The following is a 19,454-nucleotide window of genomic DNA, read 5'->3' as shown; positions in this document are numbered from 1 at the left end:
CTACTTCCACTCTGGGGCACGCGGAGACCCCACAATGCGAGAATCGGGAGTGAAAAACCCTCGTATTTCTACGTTTCAGAATTTGACTGCGTTGTTACCCCCGCACGTCGCGTGACCGCAGTGCGACTGCAGCGCCGACCGCACAGGCCAACGCGACTCCCCAGACGAGGGCAAGCATGCCGAGGTTCGCGCCGTCCATGAGCGGCGACTGTCGGTACACCCACGAGTATGGCGAGAGGTTGCGCAGCCATTCGAGGTCGGTCGATTGCTTCGCCACCGCCTGCAGCACGTACCCCAGCACCGCGACTCCCGCCGCCGCCCCCAGCGCCCAGGCGTGGCGCCCGGTGAGCGCCCCGACGAGCAACCCAACGTAGGCGTGCAGCAGCGCGAGCCCCACGAGTGAGGCGGCGGCGCCAACCAGATACGCGCCGTTGAGATCGAGCTTTGCGGGCACGTTGAGAGCCCAGATGATGAGCGCCGAGGATGCCCCGAGCCAGGCGAGCTTTACGAATATCGCGAGGGCCTGCTCCCCCGCATACTGCACGCGCCCGATGCCATGAGCGAGGTCCAGCTCCAGCCGTCCCGCTTCCTCCCGCCATGCGATAGCCTGCGATCCCCAACCCACGGCGGCGATTGTCGTGAGCAGAAAACCCATCAAGCCATAGAAGGTGCTCTCGGTGTACCCCGCGCCGGTTCCGATCTGGTTGTACCCGATCGTGTCGACGAGTTGTTTCGGAAGCGATTTGATGAGCTCTGCCATCTGACCGCCACCGCCGAAGCTGGGAAACAGGGGGAGGTAGAGAAAGCACACCGCGGCGAGGCCAACCGTCCATCCCAACAGACCACGCCACGACTCTCGAAGCTCACGAGTAAAGACGGGCAACACGGTACTCATATCGCACCTCCAGCACCATACATATGCAGTACCGATTCCTCGAGGTCCGGTTCTTCGATCGCGAGCTCACGCACCTCGAACGCGGCGAGCGCCTTCACGAGCGGATCGATGGCGCCGTTAATCGTGCCCGACACGGCCACCCCTGCCGCCCCGAGACTCAGGTCCCAATCCTCCACGCCCGGCACACCTGCAAGCCCTCGGCGCACATCCTCCAGCGATCCTCCACCCGCGTGCTTCGCGCCTTCATTCATGGCCCCGAGCAGCGCGCGCACCCGCCGCACCGCCCCGAGACGCAGCGACGCGACATCGCCCTCGGCCACCAGCCGGCCCGCGGCCAGTACCGCGACGTCGTCGGCCGCCTGCTGGATCTCGCTGAGCATGTGCGAGCTCAACAGCACCGTCTGCCCCGCCGAACGGGCCTCGCGCACCATCGCGATGAACTCTCGCTGGATAAGGGGGTCAAGCCCACTGGTCGGTTCGTCGAGGATGAGCAGTTCGGGCCGGTGCATAAAGGCTTGGATTAGGCCAATCTTCTGTTTATTGCCCTTTGACAGGCTACGCACGGGCTTGGAGAGGTCCACCCCCAGCCGGTCGGCGAGGTCATTGATTGACTGTTTCGAGGCCTGCAGCGAGCGCCCATCTCCCGAGACACCCGCGTAGAACGCGAGGAGTCGATGGCCCGAGAGTCGGCCCTCGAGCCTGAGTTCGCCCGGCAGATAGCCGATCCGGCGCCTCAGTGGGGAGCCCGCGCGCCGGGGGTCTTCACCGAGCACGCGTACCGTGCCGCCGCTTGGGCGGATGATGTCGAGCATGGTGCGGAGCGCCGTGGTCTTGCCCGCCCCATTGGGCCCGATGAGGCCGAACACGGTGCCCTGCTGCACGGTCAGGCTCAGCTGTTCAAGCGCGGTCGTGCGCCCATAGTGTTTGTGCAGGCCCACGGTTTCGATTGCGGCGGTCACGGTACACCCCTCTCTGCGGGGCGCATTCCGTTGCCACGACACCGTGCGCAAGGCACTGGCCCAGCCTGTATTTCACACGCTAGGCACCTTGGCAGGTAGGCACAAGCGCGGGTTTGCCGCGCTCACACGTCATCCTCAAATTGCATTCCCACTTCAATAGTGCATAATTGCACTTCGTGACCAATAGTGCAGAACCGCAGGGCCGGGAGGCCAAGATGCGGCGCACCCGCATCGCGATCACCGAACAGGCGCGCAAGCTCACCGCCGCCCACGGACTCTCGGGGTACACCATCGAGGACATCTGCGAGCCAGTGGGGGTCTCGCGACGCACCTTCTTCAATTACTTTGCGTCAAAGGAAGCCGCCGTCGTGGGGCACCCGCCCGATGCACTCGACAGCGATGCGATGCGCCAGTTCATGGCTGGCGGCGTCGCCGACGGCCGCGTCTCTGAGACGCTGCTTGAGGATCTGGTTGAGGCCACCATCGAGGCGCTCGATGAGGTCTTCGATATCGCGGGCACTCATACGCACGTGCAGGCCATCATCGCGCGCGAACCCTCCTTTATGGAGAAGTTCATCACCGAGTCCGAGCAGGTCAATGCGCAATTCGCGCGCCTGATCGCGGAACGCGAGGGCCTTTCGCCCGACGACCCGAGGCCGAAGCTCGCGATTCAGTTGCTGGGCGGGCTGCTCCATGCGACCGCTCACGATTTCTTTGCGGGCGGCGCGACCGGCAGCATCGGCCCCGAGCTGCGTCGCAAACTGGCGCTCAGTCGGGAGCTCTTTTCGCCGGGACTGCCCGGTTCTTCCAGCTAGCACGCACGTCACACCGCCACGCTCACCATTTCAATCCAGAAGGATCCCACCCCTCATGCCCGCTGATTCACCACAGCGCACCACCAGCAAGGCCAGTAAGTCCAGCAAGCGCGGTGCCCCCTCGAGTGACGCCCCGCTGCTGCTCACGCAACGCCGCATCTGGATCATCTTTTCCGCCCTCATCGCGGGCATGATGCTCTCGAGCCTCGACCAGACCATCGTGTCGACCGCGATGCCCACGATCGTTGGCCAGCTCGGCGGCGTCGAGCACCAGGCTTGGATCACCACGGCCTACCTGCTCGCGACGACGATCGTGATGCCGATTTACGGCAAGTTCGGCGACGTACTCGGACGCCGCAACCTGTTCTTGATCGCAATCGCGCTGTTCACGCTCGCCTCGGCCGGTGCGGCCTTCGCCCCCGACTTCCTCTGGCTCGTGATCTTCCGCGCTATGCAGGGCCTCGGTGGCGGCGGCCTGATGATCCTGTCGCAGGCCATCATCGCCGACATCGTGCCAGCCTCCGAGCGCGGAAAGTACATGGGCCCGCTCGGCGCCATCTTCGGCATCTCGGCCGTCGCCGGCCCCCTGCTCGGTGGCTTCTTCGTCGACCACATGACGTGGCAGTGGGCGTTCTACATCAACATCCCCATCGGCATCGCCGCGTTCCTGATCGCCTGGTTCGCGCTCAGCCTGCCCAGCAAGCGTGCCACCAAGAAGATCGATGTCTGGGGCGTCGTGACGCTCTCGATCGCGACCACCTGCCTCATCTTCTTCACCGATTTCGGCGGCAACCGCGACTACGGTTGGGGCGCTCTCGAAACCTGGATGTGGGGCATCGGCCTGATCTCCTCCGCGATGCTCTTCATCATTGTCGAGGCACGCGCAGAGGATCCGATCATCCCGCTGTCGCTCTTCAAAAACCCCATCTTCCTTAACGCCACCGCGATCGGGTTCACGCTCGGCCTCGGCATGTTCTCGGCGATCGCGTTCGTGCCGACCTTCCTCCAGATGTCCTCGGGCACCTCGGCCGCTGTCTCGGGTCTGCTCATGCTCCCCATGATGGTCGGCATGATGGGCACGTCGATCTGGTCGGGCATCATGATCACGAAGCGCCAGAAGTACCGCATGTACCCGATCGTCGGCAGCCTCGTGACCGCCGCCGCGATGACGGCCATGACGACGCTTGCTGCCTCGACCCCGATCTGGCTGATCTGCGTCTACCTCTTCGTGTTCGGCGCGGGGCTCGGCCTCATCATGCAAGTGGTCGTGCTCGTCGTGCAGAACGCGGTCGACGCGACCATGGTCGGCACGGCCACGAGCACGAACAACTACTTCCGAGAGGTCGGCGCCTCCCTCGGCGTCGCGATCTTCGGGGCGATGTTCACGACGCGCCTGAGTGATAACCTCTCCGAGGTGTTCTCGGGCGCCGGAATGGCGAATGCCCAGCAGGCCGTCGCGACCATTGACCCGCAGTCACTCGCCAAGATGCCCGAGGCCGTGCGTGAGGGCGTCGTCACCGCCTACGCTGACTCCCTCGCCCCGGTGTTCTGGTACCTCATCCCCTTCATTCTGCTCGCGTTCCTGTTCGCGCTGTTCCTCAAGCAGATCCCGCTGTCGGATCAGGCTGGCATGGTCGCGCGCGGCGAGGCCATCGGCGGGCAAGACGCCGAGGATCTCGAGCGGGCCCAGGCGGCTTCGAAGACATCGGGGGATGACTCCTCATCCGATCCGGATCAGGCAGCCCCGGTACACCGGAGCTAGATAGACTCGGCAGGTGACGACCACCTCAAAACCCAAGCTCCCCTTCGAAGTTTGGGCACTCGTGGCGGGCGCCTTTACGGTCGCCCTCGGGTACGGGGTGGTCGCGCCCGCGATTCCGCAGTTCGCCCTCGAGTTCGGGGTGTCTAACTTCGCCGCCTCGGCGATCGTGAGCGCGTTCGCGGGCATGCGGCTGGTGTCGGCCCCGCTGGCGGGCTGGGTCGTCGGCCGGTTCGGTGAGCGGGCGAGCTACACGGTCGGCATCTTGATCGTGGCCGTTTCGACCGGAGCCGCCGCGCTCGCGCAGGATTACACCCAGTTTGTGGTGCTGCGCGGGGCCGGCGGCGTCGGGTCGACCATGTTTACGGTTGCGGCCACCGCGCTGCTCGTGAAGCTCAGCCCACCCAACGCGCGCGGCCGCGTCGCAAGCCTCAACGCGGCGGGCTTTCTGCTGGGCGGGCTGCTCGGCCCGGTCTTTGGCGGCATCGTCGCGGGCTTCGGGCTGCGTGCCCCGTTCGTGTTCTACTTCTTCATGCTGATCGTGGCTGCTTCGGTCGTCGCGATCGCGCTGCGCAACTCGAAGGCGGCTGGAGCCCCCAGCACGCAGAACTCGCAGCTGCAGCCCATGTCGTTCGGGGCAGCACTGCGGATACCGCAGTACAGGTCACTACTCCTGTCGGTCTTCTCGTTCGGCTGGTCTTCGTTTGGCGTACGCGTCTCGATCGTGCCGATCTTCGTCGCCGTCGTGTTCAGCGGCGACGCCGCGATGGCCGCCTGGGTGCTCGCCGCCTACGCCGCGGGCAACGCAATTCTCATCTTCCCGTCGGGGCGGTGGACCGACAGCCTCGGCCGCAAACCCCTCCTCATCACGGGCATGATCGTCCTCGCGGTGAGCTACGCGGCCTTCCCGGCCTCCCCCAACATGCTCGTCGCCATGCTCGCCATGTTCGTGGCTGGCGCGGGCTCGGCGCTCGCCAACCCCGCGCAGCAGGCGGTGCTCGCCGACGTCCTGGGAGGCCGCAGCGGCGGCGGCGTGGTGGCCGGCTACTCGATGGCCAGCGACCTGGGCGGCGTACTCGGGCCGCTCGTCGCCGGTGCGATCGTCGACTTCGCCGGGTTCGGGTGGGCGTTCGGCGTCACCGCGATCCTGCTGACCCTGGCGCTCGGTGGGTGGACATTGGTGTCAGACATGCACGCGAAGCGCGCGACGCAGCCGTAGCTAGCCTGCCCACCTTTCTTGTTCCTCGGATCGGCCCGATCCGGATCAGCATTGGCCTCGAACACAAAAATGCGGGGGTTGTTCCGTCTTTGACCAGCTCAAAGACGGAACAACCCCCGCTTATTTTCGGCCCGACTCGCACAGAAGCCAGGCCGAGACCACTGGTGAGTGGATCAGCCTTCGAGATCGTCCTCGCCGGGCATCCAGCTGAGGCCGGGCTTGCCCCATCCATTGCGGCGCTCGGCCTTCTGAGCGCCCCGGCTCTCGGGGTGCACGAGGCGGTCCACATAGAGCATCCCGTTCAGGTGGTCAAACTCGTGCTGCAGAATGCGTGCAAACCAGCCCGAAGCGGTGACCTCGAACGGGTGGCCGTCAATGTCCTGGGCACGCAGCAGTGCGCGGGCCGAGCGGCGCAGTGCGAAACGCTCACCGGGGAATGAGAGGCAGCCCTCGACCTCTTCCTCGTCGTCGGGCAGGCCGGGCTCGAGGGGTTCGATCCACAGTTCGGGGTTGATGGCGACGCCGCGCGCGGGGGCCTCGTCCTGGTCCTCGTAGATCCAGACAAACACGCGCTTGCCCACGCCCACCTGGGGAGCCGCGAGGCCCACGCCCGGGGCAGCCACGGTTGTCTCGAACATATCGTCGACAAGCTGACGCAGCGCATCGTCAAACTCGGTGACGGTAGCGGCGGGGGCGTGCAGCACGGGCTCGCCAGAAATCACAATGGGAAGAACAGCCATGAGCACCAGTCTAACGGCCCGTCACCGGCCAAGAACCCAGGGCCTAGGGCTCGGGGTCGTCCTCCCGCGCCCACGTGATCGCGATAAGGTGGCGCAGCACGTCGAGGTCGATGTGCTCGAGTCGCTTGACGTAGACGCAGCCGGCACCCTCGGTGTACGTGCCCAGACTCGGTAGCAGCGCGGCCCCCTCGGCGGTATCCTTCAGTCCGTACAGCGAGAGCTGTGCCTTGCGCGGCGAGAACCCGGCCTTGGGCCAGTCACCCCGCGTGCGCGGGTTCGCGGGCGAGATGTAGCGGTAGCTGCCGTATCCCACCAGCGACGGGCCCCACAGCACCGGCTCGACCCCCGTCACCTCGTGAAAGATGTCGGCGAGCGCAAGGCCGTCCTCGCGCCGCTTCGCGGGTTCGGCCGCGGCAAGGAAATCGGGCACGCTCGCGTCAGTGGGCTGGGTCTTCGGTGCAGTAGCCATGGTGACATTGTGCCTGTTCGGCCCTGAAATGGGTAGCTGCTGCGGGCCCCTCGCTAGACTGGGGCGGTCACCCCGGCACTTCGGCTCGGGGATCTCACGGCAAGGAGCGAGAGTGTCGAACACCCCAGCAGAACAGATCGTCTGGATTGACTGCGAAATGACCGGGCTCGACTCCGACCTCGACGGTCTGTGCGAGATCGCGGTCATCGTCACCGACTTTGATCTCAACCCACTCGATCCGGGATTTGAGATTGTGATCAACCCCGGCCCCGAGGCCCTCGCGAACATGAATGATTTCGTGCGCGGCATGCACGAGACGTCGGGGCTGTTGCCCCGCATCGAGGCGGGCGTCCCCCCCGCCGAGGCCGAGGAGCAGGTCATTGCGTACCTCAAACCGCTCATTACCGCCGGCCGCCGACCGCTCGTTGCGGGCAACACGATCGGCATGGACCGTCGTTTCATCGCGAAGTACATGCCCGTGCTCGAGGAAAAGCTGCACTACCGTAGCATCGACGTCTCGACCATCAAGGAGCTCAGCCGCCGCTGGTACACCGCCGCCTACTTTGGTGCGCCGAAGAAGCGCGGCGGCCACCGCGCTCTCGCCGACATCGCCGAGTCGATTCAGGAGCTTGCCTACTTCCGCGACACCGTCATGGTCGCGCAGCCCGGCCCCGACAAGGCAGCCTCGGCCACCATCTCCGCCACGGCGAGCGAACGGTACGCGTCGCTCGTCGACGGCCTGGACGTCAAGCCCTCGGAAAACGCCGCAAGCTAAGCCGTCACCCGGCTGTACCGCAGCAACAGCGTGTCCCCCGACGCCAGCACGCGCGCGAGGCGCATGTTGCGCGGGGTCGCGCGCCCGGTCGCGATCCGGCGCGCCTCGCCCGCCTCTAGCGTTGGTTCGATCGTGAGGCACAGTTCGTCGACCGCGTCGGCGGCGATCAGCGCGCCAAAAAAGGTCGGGCCGCCCTCGCACAGGATGCGGGTGAGCCCGCGCGCCCGCAACGCCTCAACTGCGGCTGCGCCATCGACCCGATCTCCCGCCGCGGTCGCCGCCACGACGACCTCGGCGCGGCCCGCAAACAGCGGCGCGCGGGCCGCCCCCGCGGGCGTCGTGAGCAGGATCGGAGGCGTGGGCGCGTCGGTGAAGATCGGCGACTCCGGATCGAGGTCGAGTCGCCCCGACGCGATTGCAAACACCGGGTGTGCGGGCTTGCCGTGTGCTTCGCGCCAGGCAGCTGACTCGGGGTCGACGCGCATGGCTGTGTAACCCTCGGTTCGTACCGTGCCAGCCGCGACGAGCACCACATCGGCTACCCGTCGCAGTAGTCCGAACAGGCGCTTGTCGGCGTCGCTCGAGAGGCCGCCCGAGAGACCCTCACGGGTCACCGCGCCGTCGATGCTCGACACAAAGTTCATGCGCAGGCCCGGCGCATCGAGCTCGGCCAGCAGATCGGCGTCGCTGAGCCCGGTCGCGGGAGCCGGAAACAGCCCGTCGATCTGGGGCACAGATTCGGTTTCGCCTGCAGTCATCGGTGACTCCGCTCGTTTGTGACGCGACTAGACGTTGCGCGTCGGATGCGTGTTGTGTTCCAGTCGGACCGGCGCGCGCCAGCCCAGAATCGCCTCGGTCATGCGCACCGCGTCAACGCTCTCGGCGACGTTGTGCATGCGCACGACGCGTGCGCCGTTCAGGATGCACACCACCATCGCCGCGAGCGAGCCCGAGAGCCGCTCGTGCTTGGGGCGGTCGATCGACTCGCCCACAAAATCCTTGTTCGATACGGCCGCGAGCAGCGGCAGGCCCAGGCTCTGCAGCTCGCCGTAGCGGCGTGTGAGCTCGAGTGTGTGCAGCGTGTTCTTGTCGAGGTCGTGTCCCGGGTCGAGAATCAGGCGCTCGCGCGGAATCCCCGCCGCCAGAGCCCGTTCAACTCGCGCTTCGAGAAACGTCTTCACCTCGCCCACAACATCTTCGAAGCGAGCAGCCGGTTTCTCCTCGCGCCACGGCCCCACGCTGTGGGTGAGCACGATCGAGGCATCGGAGTCGGCGATCACGGCAGCCATCTCGGGATCTCCGAGACCGCTCGTATCGTTGATCACGGCGGCACCCGCATCGATCGCCGCGCGCGCCACCCGTGCCCGGTTGGTGTCGACCGAGATCACCACGTCACTATGTCGCGCGACCTCCGCCACGAACGGGGCGACGCGATCGATCTCTTCCTCCGTGGTGACCACGGGCCCCCGGCCGAAGGGGACTCCCCCAACGTCGATCCAATCGGCACCGTCCGCCGCGGCCGCAAGGGCCGCTGACACCGCACGGTCGAGCGCGAACGTCGCGCCTTCGTCGTAAAACGAATCGGGCGTACGGTTGATGACCGCCATGACGGCGACCTGTCGGTCGAAGTCGAAGCTGCGCTGGCCGATCGTCCGAAGAGTCACACGAGATCCTGTGCGGTGATCGTTCCCCGAATGACGCGGGTTTGGGCACGGGTCGCGGGCCCACCCACGCCACGCATCGACATGCAGAAGTGCTCGGCCTCAAGACGCACGCCCACGCCCTTCGGGGCGAGCTCGTGCTCGATCCAGTCGGCGACCTGCGTCGTCATGCGTTCCTGCAACTGCACACCCCGAGCGAAGTGTTCAACTACGCGCACGAGCGTCGAGAGCCCGATAACGCTTTCCCCCGGCTCGTACACCACCGTTGCCGTGCCGCGAAACGGCAGAAGGTGGTGCTCGCACATGCCCGCGAACGGAATATCTCGCATCACGATCGGGCCGTCGTATCCCTCACACGGCATCAACGTCACCGTGGGCTCCTCGCCGCGTAGCAGCAGCTCCGCGAGGGTGTGTGCGACCCGTTCGGGGGTGCGTTCGATCCCGGCCGCGGCGATATCGATGCCCAGGGCGCCCAAGAGGTCACTCACGGCACGCGAGGCCGCCGCCAAGTCAGGCGCGCTCGCGTGGTCAACAGTGTGCAAAGCCATAAGGCAAACCTATCAGCTGTCCATCTCGCTTTTAGAGTTCCTGCGTGACCGCGAGCACCGAATCAAGGATCGCAGCGAGCCAATCAAACACGAGCACCGTGCCGCGCGTCGATTCCTGCTCGAGCAACCGGTCGTGATCTCCAGGTTCATCGAGCCCAATGCGGGCGGCCATCGCGAGCCGCAGCGCGGTCACGGTGCGCGCCCAGGCAGGCAGGGAGTCGGCCGTGATCTCGACCTCGACTGAGTCGGCGTCTGCGGGCACGCCCGCCCCGAGCCCCAGATCCGCGGTGACGCGCATAGCGTCCTGCAGCTTGCGATTCACCAACCCCTGCTCGGTCACCCTGCGATAGCTTGCCGCGTCAGCCGGCTCCTCGTAGGCGTCAGGAAAGAGCCGCGCGAGTGCCGGGTCCTCGGGAGGCTCCTCAGACCCTCCGACCTCGAGGCTCGCAAACAGCGGATCCGGATCAAGAGCGGTCTGACTGTAGCTCTGTAGCAACTGGGTGAGTTGTGTGACGAGCTGGTCGAGCATTGCCGCCTCGTCGATTTCGAGAGCGAGCCGAAGCCCCTCTCCCGGCAGTGGGGCAATTTTCACGACATTCCCCCTTGCTGCACCGTCGCCCACAGCCCGTACTCGTGGAGGGCCTCGACGTGCATTTCCATCGCAGCTCGCCCCCCGTCGGCAACGATCGCCCGGCCGCGATTGTGCACCTGCAGCATCAGCTGCTCGGCGCGCTTTTCATCAAACCCAAAGTGTCGTCGAAACACATACGACACGTACGACATCAGGTTTACTGGATCGTCCCACACAACGGTGTGCCACACAGGCTCATGCAGCGCTTCGTCACCAGCATCCAATGCGGGCGAGGAGTGCTCAGTGGGCACCGCGTGCTCCGCACGATCAATCGTGGTTGTTGACACTAGCCCCATCCCAACTCATGAATGCGTTCTTCAGTCAAACCATAAAAATGGGCGATCTCGTGCACCAGGGTAACCCGGATCTCACGCACGAGCTCCTCCTGATCCGCGCAGTGTGCCAGCAGGTTCTCTCGAAACAGCACAATGCGGTCGGGCTGCTCTCCGTAGCCGTAGACGTCCCGCTCAGCCAGCGAGAACCCCTCGTACACTCCGAGGACGTCACTGCCGTCCTCGGGTCGGTCCTCGACCATAAAGATCACATTGTCGAGCCGCTCCATCATCTCGTCGTGCAACGAATCGAGACCGTCGGCCACCATCGATTCGAACTCTTCATGCGATAACTCGAGCATGCCTTCACACTACACACGAAGACTGCCTTCGCGGGGAGCAAGTTTGGCTCCATGAGGGCCCACACAGGGGCGGCGCGCGCGAGCGTCACTCGATTTGGCAACTGCCTGTGCGCATAGGTTATGCTTTTCACTGTTGCCTGATTCACTCACAGTGAGCAGGTTGCCATGGTGGGCGTAGCTCAGTTGGTAGAGCACCGGCTTGTGGTGCCGGTGGCCGCGGGTTCAAGTCCCGTCGTCCACCCCATGTGAATCGGCCCCGACTTTCGAGTCGGGGCCGATTTTGTTTTTACTCGTGCACCGCTCTGCCCCCTACCGCGGCGGCTGCAGCGAACGCGGGTCTACGGGCGTGCCACGTCCCTTCAGCAGGCTCGCCGGCGCCAGCCCCGCCGCACCAAACCGGTCGCGCACTGAGTCGACCGCCTGATCGACGGCGTTCAGGTGCTCGTCGTCATCCCAAAGCCCCGCAAAGCCCGAGTCGGCGTCGCCCAGCTGCTCGGCGCGCACGCCAATGAGCCGCACGGGCCGCCCCATGTCCCAGGCCTCATCAAAGAGCTCCCGCGCCGTCAGGAAGATGCGTTGCGAAGCGTTCGTGGGTTCGGCCAGCGTTCGCGACCGGGTGATGGTTTCAAAGCTCGACCACCGCAGTTTGATGGCGACCGTGCGGGCAGACAACCCCTTGTCCCGCAGCCGCTCCCCCACCCGCGTCGACAGGCGCAGTAGTTCGCGGCGCAGCACGTCGCCGTCGGGCTCATCAAACTCGAATGTTTCCTCGTGCCCGATGCTCTTCTCGACGCGCTCGGTCTCAACGTCGCGCGCGTCGCGGCCGTGGGCGAGCTCGTGCAGCTTCTCGGCGCTCGACGCCCCTACGATCCGGCGCAGCGACTCGAGCGGCTCGGCCGCGAGGTCAGCGACGGTATGGATGGCACGCCCCGTGAGCGCGCGCGCCGTGGCCTGCCCCACGCCCCACATTGCCGACACCGGCAGGGGATGCAAGAACTCGAGCGTGCGATCCGGCGGGATCTCGAGCACCCCATCGGGCTTCGCACGCTGGGAGGCGAGCTTGGCCACGAACTTCGTGCCAGCGAGCCCGACCGAGGCGGGCAGGCCGAGCTCCGTCCGAATGCGCTCGCGCAGCTGGCGTGCGATCTCGGCGGGCGGTCCGAACAGACGTACCGACCCCGCGACGTCGAGGAACGCCTCGTCGATACTGAGGGGCTCCACGAGGGGCGTGAACTCGGCAAAGATGCGCATCACCTCGCGTGACGCCGTGCGGTACTTCTCGAAGGTCGGCGGCACGAGCACCAGCTGCGGGCACAGCTGCTTAGCGCGGGCCACAGGCATCGCCGAGCGCACCCCAAATCGGCGCGCCTCGTAGCTGGCGCTCGACACCACCGATCGGGCAGAGTCGTGCGCCGCAGCCACGGGTTTGCCCACGAGATCGGGGCGCTCGAGCAGTTCGACGGACACGAAGAAGGCGTCCATGTCGACATGCAGGATCGTCGCGTCTTGCCGCGGTTCTCCAGTCAAGTCTCTTGCACCCCAGTCAGTACCTTGCCGTCAGTACATTGCCGTCAGAACTTTGCCGACAAAACTTCGCCGTCAGAACTTTGCCGTCAAAACTTCGCCGTCAGAACTCCACCTTCGGCACATCGCCGCCGGCGAAGTCCGGCCGCCGACGCTACACCCGCGCCGACTTCTCCCGCCACGAATCTGCCTTCGCGAGCAGATCTTCGATGGCGGCGTGAAACCGCTTCGTGGGCGCCCCGGCGGTAGTATCGCCGAAGTAGCGCGTCGACCATACCCCGAGCTTCTCGCGGGCCGCGTCATCGCCGATGACCCGGTCGAGCACCACGTCGATGCTGTCGCAGTCGGTGGTGTCGAGCCACTCGCACACACTCAGGTAGCCGCCCTCATCCACCGAAGCCTCGGGGGCCACGGGCTGCGTCACCATCAGCGGCTTCCCCGTCGCGAGCCGGTCGTAAACCATGGCCGAAATATCGCAGATGGCCACGTCGGGCAGCCGCAGCTGCCACCCCAGCGCGGGGGCGGTGTCGTACACATGCTGGGCCGTGGGGTCGCTCTTGTTCGCTTCGGCGAGCATCGCGATGATGCGCTTGTTCGCCTCACCGAACTCGGAGTCGACGACGCCGCTGCGAGGGTGCGGTCGGTAGACCACCCGGTGACGTCCCGTCGCGATCAGGCGCGTGACGAGCCGTTCGCCGTGCGTGGCGACGGAACCGTAACTCGCCGCCGGGCGGTCGCCCTCCCACGTCGGCGCATAGAACACGACGGTGCGGTCGTCGGGCGCAAACGGGGGCTCGCCGCTGAGGTGATCGGTCTGCGGGCGGCCAATTGCGACGGTGCTCTTTGAAACGTCGTAGTCCCACAGCGCCTTCGAGAGCCGGTCTCGAGCAGCATCACCTGCAACGAAGGCATAGTCGTACGCCTTGTGCTGGTTGCTGGTCATGTACATCTTGTCGCTCTCGCCGTGGTTGACGAAGACGTGCCAGCGCTCGCCATAACGCATCATCTGGAAGTTACGCGTGTTCTGGTTGACGTAGAGGATCACGTCGAGCGACTGCTCGGCGATAACGCGCTCAATGTCGGTTACCTTCGGCACAAACGCGACGTCGAGGCCGCTCTCGTTCATCAGCTGGCGCGCGCCCGCCGCGTTGCGCGCGAGCACGAGCACCGGGTGCGTGCGTGACAGCTCGGCGAGCGGAGCGTACCACTGCCGCATCTGGTAGATATTGACGTCGCTGTCTGCGAAGTACACGCCGACCCGAAAATGCTCGGTGGGCAGCGGTCCGCGCGCGGCGAGCATCTCCCGAAGTTCGAAGTAAGCCCGACGTCCCTTGAGTACGCGTCGCGCGAGCCGTGCTGCGCGCTTCACATCCTTCGCAATTTGCATCCCTCTAGGATACCCCGGCAACCTTGGGGCGGGCCGCCATCGCGCCCCACACCCGCCGCGTAGTGCATGTCATACGGGGGCCTCTCCGGCCGTGTATGGGAGGATCAAGGGGTGAATCGGCCCCGACTTTCCCAGCCCGCAGAGCGGCTTGTGCTCTCGCCCCTGCCCGAGCTTCCCGGCGTGAGCTACGTCATGCCGGTGCTCAACGAAGAGGGCTTCCTCGCGCAGGCCGTGCATACGGTGCTCGCGCAAGAGTACGCGGGATCCAAGGAGCTCGTGCTCGCACTCGGACCGTCCACCGACGCCACTAACGCCATTGCCCAGCAACTCGCGGACGAGGATCCCCGTGTGACGCTCGTCGCCAACCCCGCCCGCGACATCCCCGCTGGCCTCAATCTGGCAATCGCGCACAGCCGCCACCCGATTATCGTGCGTGTCGACGCACACTCCGAGCTCACCCCCGACTACACCACTCGCGCGGTCGAGGCGCTGCGCCAGGTGGGCGCGGCCAACGTCGGCGGCGTCATGCGGGCGGCCGGATCGGGGCCCGTGCAGCGCGCTATCGCCCGCTGCTACAACAGTCCCTTCGGCCTGGGCGGCGGCGCCTACCACGGCGACGGCGTAGCCGGGCCGGCCGAATCGGCCTACCTCGGGGTGTTTCGCCGCGACGCAGTCGATGCCGTCGGTGACTACGATCCCGAGATCCTGCGTGGCGAGGACTGGGAGCTGTGCCTCCGCTTCCGCCAGGCCGGGTACCTCGTCTGGTTCGAACCGGCGCTCGGGGTGACCTACTGGCCGCGCGCAAGCCTCGGCAACCTCTCACGCCAGTTCTTTGCGACGGGCGCCTGGCGTGCGGTGCTCGTGCGCCGCTACGGGCGTGCGAACCCGTGGCGATTCTTCGCCCCCGGTACCCTCGTCATCGGGCTCACGGTCAGCGCGGCCGCGCTCGCTCTGCTCGCCACGGGCGTGGTGCCCTGGGCCTCGGCCTGGCCGGTGCTGCTCGCCCCGCTGGGGGCATACGCCGCTGGGATCACGGTCGCTACCGCAAAGATTCCGGATCAGCGGGGGGCGCGCGACCGTGTGCTCACCGCCGCCACCCTCATGACGATGCACCTGAGCTGGGGGTCTGGGTTCTTGCGCGGCATCGTGTTCGGCGCGCGCAGCGTCGTCGACCGCTCACGCATTCGGTAACCGTTCGGCGCGCCAGCACCAATTAGGCGTGCCGCTCGGCGCTGACCGGCTGGCTCAAGTTGTCGCCACCGTAATGCACCCCTGCCGTCAAGCTTCCACATCGGGCGGGCGACCCGAACTGTCAGCCGCTACTGCCGCAGCGCGCCCATGCCGTCGAGCTCGTCGACGACCCGTGCCGCGGCAGCACCATCATCGAGCGGGTTAAACACCTGACGCCACTCCTCGTAACGTTCGGCGTACTCCCTCGACCACGCAGCCTCGGCGCCGTGCTCGGCGAGCTGTCGCGCATGCTCGGCCACCTCGTTGCGCCGGGACAGAATCGGCCCGGGTGCGCGACGCTCGAAGTCAAACGTGAAGCCGCGCTCTCGGTCGCGGTAGGCGGCGAGATCCGGCGCAAAGAACAGCATCGGAAGCCGAGCGACGGTCGCGTCAAACATGATCGACGAATAGTCGGTGACCACCAGATCTGCGGCGAGCAGCACGTCATTAATGTCATCGTGTCCCGTCGCGTCGATGACGTGCCCCGCACCCTCGTACGATCGCCCGTAGCCGCCAAACCCGTGCGTGCGGGTGTGCCCGCGCGCGACGACGACCCAGTCGTCGCCGAGATCCGCCGCGAGCGCGTGCACGTCAAGATCGTTGACGACGCTCACGCCGCCGTCGCGCCAGGTCGGCGCGTAGACGAGCACGCGGACGCCCGTGGGCACCCCAATCGCGGTGCGGGCGAGCCCCACATCGATGGGGTTGCGGCCCGTTCCGATGACAGAGCGTGCGAGCCGGTCGCAGCGCGGATACCCCGCCTCGATGATGCGTCCGCGAAACGCGTAGCTCTCGCGAAACTGATCCCGCGAGTGCGGGTTCTGGGCGAGCATGAGGCTCCAACGCCGACTCTCGCGCCGGATCGCCACCCGCGTGCGCAGTCCCACCTTCGGGCGGCTGAGCGCGAGGTGCTTCAGCATCGTGCCGTGCCAGGTTTGCAGCACGATCTGGCCGCGGGCGCGTCGGAACCCGTAGCGCAGCCAGTCGTTGACGACGAGTAGCTTGGCGTAGCGCCGCGCCGCGTGCCAGTCTTTGCCGCCCACGAGCACGGGAATCGCGCCCGCGGGCACGGTCTGGGCCTCGCTCGTGACGCTCCAGTAGCGTGTGACGTGGGGCGCACGCGCCGCAATCTCGCGGTCAATGGCGAGCGGGTTGCAGCTCACCTGGCGGCCGTAGAAGCTTTCGAAGAACACGGCCGGCCCCTGCACGAGCTCGCGTGCGGGCCGCTGTAGTCGATCGATCTCATCGAGCACCCGGGCGGCGGCGCCGCCCCCGGGGTAGGCGTGAAATCGTGCGGCAAGCAACCGGGTCTCCTGCTCGGCCGCGCGGTAGGCGAACGACGACGTGGCCAGCTCGGTCAGCCGCTGCGCGACCGAGCCCCAGTCGGCGCTGATGCGCCCACCACTCGTGACCTCGAGAGGCTCGTACAGTCCCCGAGTGGCGGTGTATGCGGCAAGATCCGGCGCAAACCACAGCAGCGGGCGTCCCAGCAGCGCGAAGTCGATGGCGATCGAGGAATAGTCGGTAATGAGCCAGTCGACGCCGCCGAGGAGCGGCGTAATGTCGCGCACCTTATCGGCGCCGAGCAGGTGCACGCGCGGGCTCTGCCACTGGGCCCACTCCCCCTCGCCGAGCGGGTGGGAACGGGTCACGAGGTGCGCGTTCGCACGTTCGAGAGCCGCCTCGACTTCGGTCATCTCGGCGGCGCTGGGCAGCCCCGGATCGGGCTCGCCATCGCGCCAGGTGGGCGCGTAGAGCACGACGCGGGCGCCCGTATCAATGGCCTCGGGCGCGTCTGGAGCGGTGAGCAACGCCGCAAGCTGTGCTCGGGCGTGGGCGGCATGATCCGGATCTGCGGCCTGCTCAGCGAGCGCGTCGTCGCGCGGATCTCCGAGCACCCGCACCTTGCCCGGATCAACGCGGAAGGCGGAGCGGAGCCTCGCCGCGGAGATCTCGGAGCCCGCGACAAACAGGTTGACCTCCTGCGCGCCGCGCAGATACATGCGGTGCAGCAGCCCGCGCACCGCGGCAGGCCCGCGCACGGTGGTCGTCACCGGGGAGTCGAGGTGCAAACGCTTAAGCGGTGCACCGTGCCACAGCTGCGCCACAAAACCGCCAGCGACGCCGAAGCGGTTCGCGTCGCCGAGCCCGTGGGTGACGACGATCTGGCCTGCGCGCAGCGTGGCCCAGAACCCGGCCCAGCTTTCGCGCTCGATGGGCGTAAAGCCGCGGCCAGCGGCCTCCTGCGCCTCGTCATCGTTCGCCACGAGCCACACGATCGGAACCGCCGGATCGCGCCGCACGAGCTCCTCGGCGACGGCGAGCGCGCCCTCGCCCACTCCGGCTCCGCTGCCAAAGACCCAACGGCCGCTCACCCGGGGGACAAACCACGAGAGGACGAGCGCGAGGGCGTATTTGGGCAGTGCGAGGAGCTTGTCGAGGTTGCCTCGGTCGAAGCGGAATCGCGTGCTGCTACTCATTGGGTCAATGCTACGGGATGCAGGTGAGCCCCGGGTCCAGATGAACTGGTCCCGGGGCTCACGCGGCGCTCACTGCTCGCCTGGCACGGCTTCCGACTCGTGCGGTGCGGCCGTTACCACTCGAGAGTGCCGAGCTTGGCTTCGGTCTCGCCGGCCTTGCCGTCGCGAGTGTAATCGATCTTGACCGTGCTGCCGCCGGCGTTCATGCGCACGAGCGCTGACACCGAGGTGCCGTCGACGGCGGGCACGCCGTTCACTGCGGTGATGACATCTCCCGCACGCAGGCCAGCCTTGTCTGCGGCACCGCCCTTGACCACATCGACCAGCAGACCACCGGCACGGTTGGCGTCGGCGTCAGTGTCTTGTGAGGAGTCGGCGACCGAGGCCCCCAGGAGTCCGTGGGAGGGCTGTTCGCCCGCGATGAGGGCGTCGGCCACGCGAGCGACCAGGTTTGACGGGATCGCAAAGCCGAGCCCGGCGCTGCCGGCAACCCCGTCGGAGCTACTCGGGGACGCGATCGCCACGTTGATGCCGATCAGTTCGCCCTTGCCGTTGAGCAGGGCTCCGCCCGAGTTGCCCGGGTTAATGGACGCATCGGTTTGAATAACGGGGAGCGTCACAGTGCCGCCAGCGGCCTGCTGCTGAGGCTGCTGCTCGCCTCCCTGACCCTGGTCGGGGAGGCCGAAGCGGAAGTCCCAAGGGAATCCGTTGCCGCCATTGTCACCCTGACCGTTGTCGCCGCCCTGACCGTTATCGCCTGGCGACGGGGTGGGATCCTGGGGAATCAGTGGGCTGCCGACCGAGATGCCACGGTAGAGCGAGCTCACCACACCGCTCGTGACCGTGTTGGCCAGGTTGAGCGGTGCACCGATGGCGACAGTGAGGTCACCGACGTTGAGCTTGCCGGAGTCTGCCACCGTGATGGCGGGAAGGCCGTCTGCCTCCACCTTGACGACGGCAAGGTCGGCGTACGGGTCAACGCCCACGACCGTGCCGTCGAGGATGCGGCCATCGCTCAGCTTGACCCGAATCTGTGCGGAGTCGGGATCTGCGCCGTCGAGGGTGACGACGTGGGCGTTGGTGACGATGTAGCCGTCTTCGCTGTAGATTACGCCGGATCCCGAGCCGCTACCGTTTGCGCCGGTGACCTGGAGGGTCACGACACTCGGGGTCGCTACTGCCGCGACGCCGGAGATGGCGGTGACGTTGTCGGCGTTGTTGAGCGTGAGGGAACCGTTCGCGCCCTGCGTGACCACTTCCTGCTTGCCGTTTGCCGACACGACCGCGGCCACGCCGCCACCGACGACGCCGCCAAGCAGCGCACCAATCGCGAGCCCAGCCAGCAGCATGCCGGTGCGACCCTTGGACTGGGGGGTCTGGGGAGCGCCATTGTCTGAGCCGTTACCGTCGTTACCGCCGGCGCCTCCCATGCCGCCATTGGCCGACCCGAATGCGCCCTGACCGAGCTGCGGCTGGGGCTGGTAGTTGCTCTGGTCAGCAGGTGCACTGTAGCCGTGGGCAGCGGGTTGCGGGGAGCCGACGGGCTGCGGCTGCTGGCTCGCGGGCTGCTGCGGGAATGACGGCACCTGGGGTGCGGGCATGTCGGGCAGCGGCGTCGTTGCCTGCGTGGTTGATGCCCCCTGGTAAGGGGGCTGCGGTGCCTGCGGTGCCGGGTAGATGTTACCTTCGGCTTCGTTCGGCTGGTGGTTCTCGGGCGTCGTGGCCATG

General features: G+C 66.7%; 19 protein-coding genes and 1 tRNA gene. 6 read left to right on the top strand and 14 right to left on the bottom strand.

Annotation, left to right across the window (positions count from 1 at the left end):
• Nucleotides 1-94: 94 nt before the first annotated feature.
• Entirely contained in the window at nt 95-895 is an 801-nt protein-coding gene (locus C795_RS0111120) for an ABC transporter permease subunit (RefSeq protein WP_017793838.1), read from the bottom strand.
• On the bottom strand, nt 892-1,854 hold the full coding sequence (locus C795_RS0111115; RefSeq protein ID WP_017793837.1) for an ABC transporter ATP-binding protein: 963 nt from the start codon (nt 1,852-1,854) through the stop codon (nt 892-894). Before C795_RS0111115 ends, C795_RS0111120 begins: the two co-directional genes overlap by 4 nt.
• A gap of 176 nt (nt 1,855-2,030) precedes the next feature.
• On the opposite strand from C795_RS0111115, the gene C795_RS0111110 reads away from it, so the two are divergent.
• Genes C795_RS0111110 through C795_RS0111100 form a run of 3 tightly spaced genes read left to right on the top strand, consistent with a single transcriptional unit; the run spans nt 2,031 to nt 5,647 of the window.
• Nucleotides 2,031-2,669 (top strand): TetR/AcrR family transcriptional regulator, encoded by a 639-nt coding sequence (locus tag C795_RS0111110; RefSeq protein WP_026139628.1) that lies wholly within the window; start codon nt 2,031-2,033, stop codon nt 2,667-2,669.
• A 55-nt stretch (nt 2,670-2,724) separates the two neighbouring features.
• Nucleotides 2,725-4,431 (top strand): MDR family MFS transporter, encoded by a 1,707-nt coding sequence (locus C795_RS0111105; protein WP_017793835.1) that lies wholly within the window; start codon nt 2,725-2,727, stop codon nt 4,429-4,431.
• 13 nt (nt 4,432-4,444) lie between these two features.
• Nucleotides 4,445-5,647 carry an MFS transporter gene (locus C795_RS0111100; RefSeq protein ID WP_017793834.1) on the top strand — a complete coding sequence of 401 codons (1,203 nt, stop codon included), beginning with the start codon at nt 4,445-4,447 and terminating at the stop codon, nt 5,645-5,647.
• A 173-nt stretch (nt 5,648-5,820) separates the two neighbouring features.
• Here the strand turns inward: C795_RS0111100 and def are convergent, their stop codons facing one another.
• Together def and C795_RS0111090 are read right to left on the bottom strand one after the other, a co-directional pair.
• Nucleotides 5,821-6,387, bottom strand: a complete 567-nt coding sequence (def, locus tag C795_RS0111095; protein ID WP_017793833.1) for a peptide deformylase — start codon at nt 6,385-6,387, stop codon at nt 5,821-5,823.
• Between the two features lie 43 nt (nt 6,388-6,430).
• A complete protein-coding gene (locus tag C795_RS0111090) occupies nt 6,431-6,856 on the bottom strand; it encodes a DUF1801 domain-containing protein (RefSeq protein ID WP_017793832.1) in 426 nt (141 codons plus the stop codon).
• 112 nt (nt 6,857-6,968) lie between these two features.
• On the opposite strand from C795_RS0111090, the gene orn reads away from it, so the two are divergent.
• Nucleotides 6,969-7,631, top strand: coding sequence for an oligoribonuclease (gene orn / locus C795_RS0111085; protein WP_017793831.1), 663 nt, complete (start codon nt 6,969-6,971; stop codon nt 7,629-7,631).
• Here orn and C795_RS0111080 read toward each other — a convergent pair.
• The 6 genes from C795_RS0111080 to C795_RS0111055 are packed head-to-tail and all read right to left on the bottom strand — an operon-like array spanning nt 7,628 to nt 11,105.
• Nucleotides 7,628-8,389, bottom strand: coding sequence for a pyrimidine reductase family protein (locus C795_RS0111080; RefSeq protein ID WP_017793830.1), 762 nt, complete (start codon nt 8,387-8,389; stop codon nt 7,628-7,630). The two genes, orn and C795_RS0111080, sit on opposite strands and share 4 nt — an antisense overlap.
• 27 nt (nt 8,390-8,416) lie before the next feature.
• The gene (gene folP, locus C795_RS0111075; RefSeq protein WP_017793829.1) at nt 8,417-9,295 is read right to left on the bottom strand and encodes a dihydropteroate synthase; all 879 of its coding nucleotides are present in this window, start codon (nt 9,293-9,295) and stop codon (nt 8,417-8,419) included.
• On the bottom strand, nt 9,292-9,840 hold the full coding sequence (gene folE, locus C795_RS0111070) for a GTP cyclohydrolase I (RefSeq protein ID WP_017793828.1): 549 nt from the start codon (nt 9,838-9,840) through the stop codon (nt 9,292-9,294). Before folE ends, folP begins: the two co-directional genes overlap by 4 nt.
• A 31-nt stretch (nt 9,841-9,871) precedes the next feature.
• Nucleotides 9,872-10,432, bottom strand: a complete 561-nt coding sequence (locus C795_RS0111065) for a DUF2017 family protein (protein WP_017793827.1) — start codon at nt 10,430-10,432, stop codon at nt 9,872-9,874.
• Nucleotides 10,429-10,758, bottom strand: a complete 330-nt coding sequence (clpS, locus tag C795_RS0111060; RefSeq protein ID WP_408605767.1) for an ATP-dependent Clp protease adapter ClpS — start codon at nt 10,756-10,758, stop codon at nt 10,429-10,431. Before clpS ends, C795_RS0111065 begins: the two co-directional genes overlap by 4 nt.
• A complete protein-coding gene (locus C795_RS0111055) occupies nt 10,758-11,105 on the bottom strand; it encodes a metallopeptidase family protein (protein ID WP_017793825.1) in 348 nt (115 codons plus the stop codon). Before C795_RS0111055 ends, clpS begins: the two co-directional genes overlap by 1 nt.
• A 168-nt stretch (nt 11,106-11,273) precedes the next feature.
• Here C795_RS0111055 and C795_RS0111050 point away from each other — a divergent pair.
• A tRNA-His gene (locus C795_RS0111050) sits at nt 11,274-11,349 on the top strand.
• A 65-nt stretch (nt 11,350-11,414) separates the two neighbouring features.
• Here C795_RS0111050 and dinB read toward each other — a convergent pair.
• Nucleotides 11,415-12,632 carry a DNA polymerase IV gene (gene dinB, locus C795_RS0111045; protein ID WP_026139626.1) on the bottom strand — a complete coding sequence of 406 codons (1,218 nt, stop codon included), beginning with the start codon at nt 12,630-12,632 and terminating at the stop codon, nt 11,415-11,417.
• 151 nt (nt 12,633-12,783) lie between these two features.
• On the bottom strand, nt 12,784-14,016 hold the full coding sequence (locus C795_RS0111040) for a CDP-glycerol glycerophosphotransferase family protein (RefSeq protein ID WP_017793823.1): 1,233 nt from the start codon (nt 14,014-14,016) through the stop codon (nt 12,784-12,786).
• Between the two features lie 111 nt (nt 14,017-14,127).
• Between C795_RS0111040 and C795_RS0111035 the strand changes: the two genes are divergently transcribed.
• Nucleotides 14,128-15,207 carry a glycosyltransferase family 2 protein gene (locus C795_RS0111035; RefSeq protein WP_017793822.1) on the top strand — a complete coding sequence of 360 codons (1,080 nt, stop codon included), beginning with the start codon at nt 14,128-14,130 and terminating at the stop codon, nt 15,205-15,207.
• A gap of 128 nt (nt 15,208-15,335) precedes the next feature.
• Here C795_RS0111035 and C795_RS0111030 read toward each other — a convergent pair whose 3' ends face one another.
• Together C795_RS0111030 and C795_RS15880 are read right to left on the bottom strand one after the other, a co-directional pair.
• Nucleotides 15,336-17,726, bottom strand: coding sequence for a CDP-glycerol glycerophosphotransferase family protein (locus C795_RS0111030; protein WP_017793821.1), 2,391 nt, complete (start codon nt 17,724-17,726; stop codon nt 15,336-15,338).
• 113 nt (nt 17,727-17,839) lie between these two features.
• Nucleotides 17,840-19,453: a S1C family serine protease gene (locus C795_RS15880; protein WP_017793820.1), complete on the bottom strand. Its 1,614-nt coding sequence runs from the start codon at nt 19,451-19,453 to the stop codon at nt 17,840-17,842.
• Nucleotide 19,454 lies beyond the last annotated feature (1 nt).

Origin of the sequence: Leucobacter salsicius M1-8, from assembly GCF_000350525.1 — a bacterium.
GTDB classification, from domain to species: Bacteria; Actinomycetota; Actinomycetes; order Actinomycetales; family Microbacteriaceae; genus Leucobacter; species Leucobacter salsicius.
Note: the sequence above shows the minus strand (reverse complement) of the source record. Positions and strands in the feature narration are given on the sequence as shown.